The sequence below is a fragment of the Emticicia sp. BO119 genome (assembly GCF_013912375.1).
Classification (GTDB): domain Bacteria; phylum Bacteroidota; class Bacteroidia; order Cytophagales; family Spirosomataceae; genus Emticicia.
Genome location: NZ_JACETV010000020.1, coordinates 1 through 2,611, shown reverse-complemented (window position 1 = coordinate 2,611; position 2,611 = coordinate 1). Strand labels below are relative to the sequence as shown.

The 2,611-nt window shown below is 42.9% G+C and carries 1 pseudogene; it reads right to left on the bottom strand.

What is annotated here, in order from left to right:
* A pseudogene (locus tag H1R81_RS27200) lies at positions 1-2,611 on the bottom strand (hypothetical protein); the annotation flags it as partial.

The window sequence follows — 2,611 nt, the reverse complement described above, 5'->3', positions numbered from 1 at the left end:
CTGTACCATTACAGCCTGTCGCTGTCAAAGTAGCACTCGCTCCTGAACAGATGCTTGTACTCGATGGTGTTATTACCGGTGCTGATGGTGTGTCTCCAGGGGTGATCGTTATCACATTTGATGTACCGCTTGTACCACAAATATTATTACAAACTGCCGTATATGTACCAGGAATACTTACTGTTATCACGCTTCCTGTAGCACTATTGTTCCAAATAACCGTTCCATTGCAGCCTGTCGCTGTCAAGGTAGCTTCTTCTCCTACACATAGCTTATCCTTGCTGGTCGCTATCGTTGGTGTAGTTGGAGAGGTGCCTGTACGAATAATAATAGGTGTAGAGTTTGAACTTGTTCCACAATTATTAGTACAGGTTACAGTATAAGTTCCCGATGTTGCAACCTGAATAGTGCTTCCTATTGCTCCCGTACTCCAATTTAATGTACCATTCGTACAACCTGTTGCAGTTAATTTAGCAGTTGCACCATCACAACAGATTTCTTTATCTGTAGTGACATGAGGAGGATTAGGCTTGCTTCCTTTCTTGATAACAATGCTATTTGAAGTACCACTTACACAATCTCCGACCTTACATATTACCGAATAAGTGCCTTCGTTAGAAACATTAATTGATGTACCCATTTGTCCATTTGACCAAACTATTGTTCCAGTTGTGCAACCTGTTGCAGTTAGTTTAACAGGTGTATTATCACAAATGGTATCAGGCCCATCAACACCGATAGTAGGGGTGGCTGGTTTCTCTTTAATATCAATAGTTACTGTAGCACTTGTAGAACATCCATCTTTGGTTATAGTTATTGTATATACTCCTTTATTAGCTAAAGTCGTGTTAGTAATTGTGACAACTCTATCATTTTGAGAGAAAAAGTTAGGGCCTGTCCATTGATACGTTGCTCCTACACCAAAATCAGGTGCGGTTAGTTTCAGATCCTCGCCTTCACAAATAGATGCGTTTGAAGAAGTAATTGGCGGTAAGGTTTTTATAGTAACCGCAGTGGTTGCTGTTCCAGTACAACCACTGCTATTTGTTACAGTTACAGTATATACTCCCTGATGAGCAGTTGTTGCCGGATTAATAACCGGATTCTGTACACTTGAGGTATAACCGTTAGGACCTTTCCAGAAATAATTTACGCCTCCATTTGCTGTTAAATTAATTATTCCACCTTCACAAACCGGAGAGTTAGAGCCAATAGTCGGAATTAAAACCGGAAGAACTTCAACCGTTCCAGTATCGGTTGCTTTACAACCTGTACTCAATGTGCAAGTTGCCGTATAAGTAGTATTGATATTTGGGCTTACTGTTATACTACTACCTGTTACACCTGTATTCCACGTTATTGTTCCTGCGCATTCAGTAGCGGTTAATGTTACACTTGCTCCTTTACAAACACTTGCATCATCAACTTTAACTTTCGGGTTCGGATTTATTGTAAGTGTGGCATTGTCTCTTCCTGTACAGGTTTTTCCACCTATGGTTACATAACAAGTTGCAGTGTAGCTATATGTACCCGCTGTATTTTCAATAACATTTATTGATGTCGCAGTCGCTCCAGTGCTCCATACTACTGTTCCCGAACAACCAGTTGCAATTAATTTTCCGGTTTCGCCTGCACATAATGTCAAGTCATTTACTGAAACAGTTACAGGAGGATTTACAGTCACTTTACCATTATCTGTAGCGGTACATTCTTTACCATTAGCTAAAACTTTACAAGTAGCTGTATAAGTACCCATTGTATTGACAGACAAGGTATTACCGTTTGGTGTACCACCGCCTGTCCACGTTACTGTACCTGAGCAGCCGCTTGCTGTCAAAATGCCAGTTTCTCCTGTACAGATTATAATATCATTTACTAATACTGTTACTACCGGATTTACAATTACAGTAGCATCATCAGAAGCCGTACACTCTTTCCCGTTCAAGTTTGTTTTACATATTGCTGTGTAAGTACCTGTGGCATTCACGGATAAGGTCGAGCCACTTGGCGTACCTCCTCCAGTCCAGGTTATAGTACCCGTACAACCACTGGCTGTCAAGGTACCAGTTTCTCCTGCACACAATATAATGTCGTTCACCTGTACACTTACCGGTGGATTCACAATCACTGTCCCTGCATCACTCGCACTACATTCTTTACCATTTGTAGTTACAAAACACGTAGCAGTGTAGGTCCCTGCTGTACTTACGCTGATTGTATTCGTTGTAGCACCGTTGCTCCAGCTCACTGTGCCTGCACAACCACTGGCTGTCAAGGTACCGGTTTCTCCTGCACACAAGACCACATCATTCACCTGTACACTTACCGGTGGATTCACAATCACTGTCCCTGCATCACTCGCACTACAGGCCTTGCCGTTCAGGGTCACAGTACACGTCGCTGTATAAGTACCTGTCGCATTTACTGATAAACTGCTGCCATTCGGTGTTCCACCTCCTGTCCAGCTCACCGTGCCTGCACAACCACTGGCTGTCAAGGTACCGGTTTCTCCTGCACACAAGACCACATCATTCACCTGTACACTTACCGGTGGATTCACAATCACTGTCCCTGCATCACTCGCACTACAGGCCTTGCCGTTCAGGGTCAC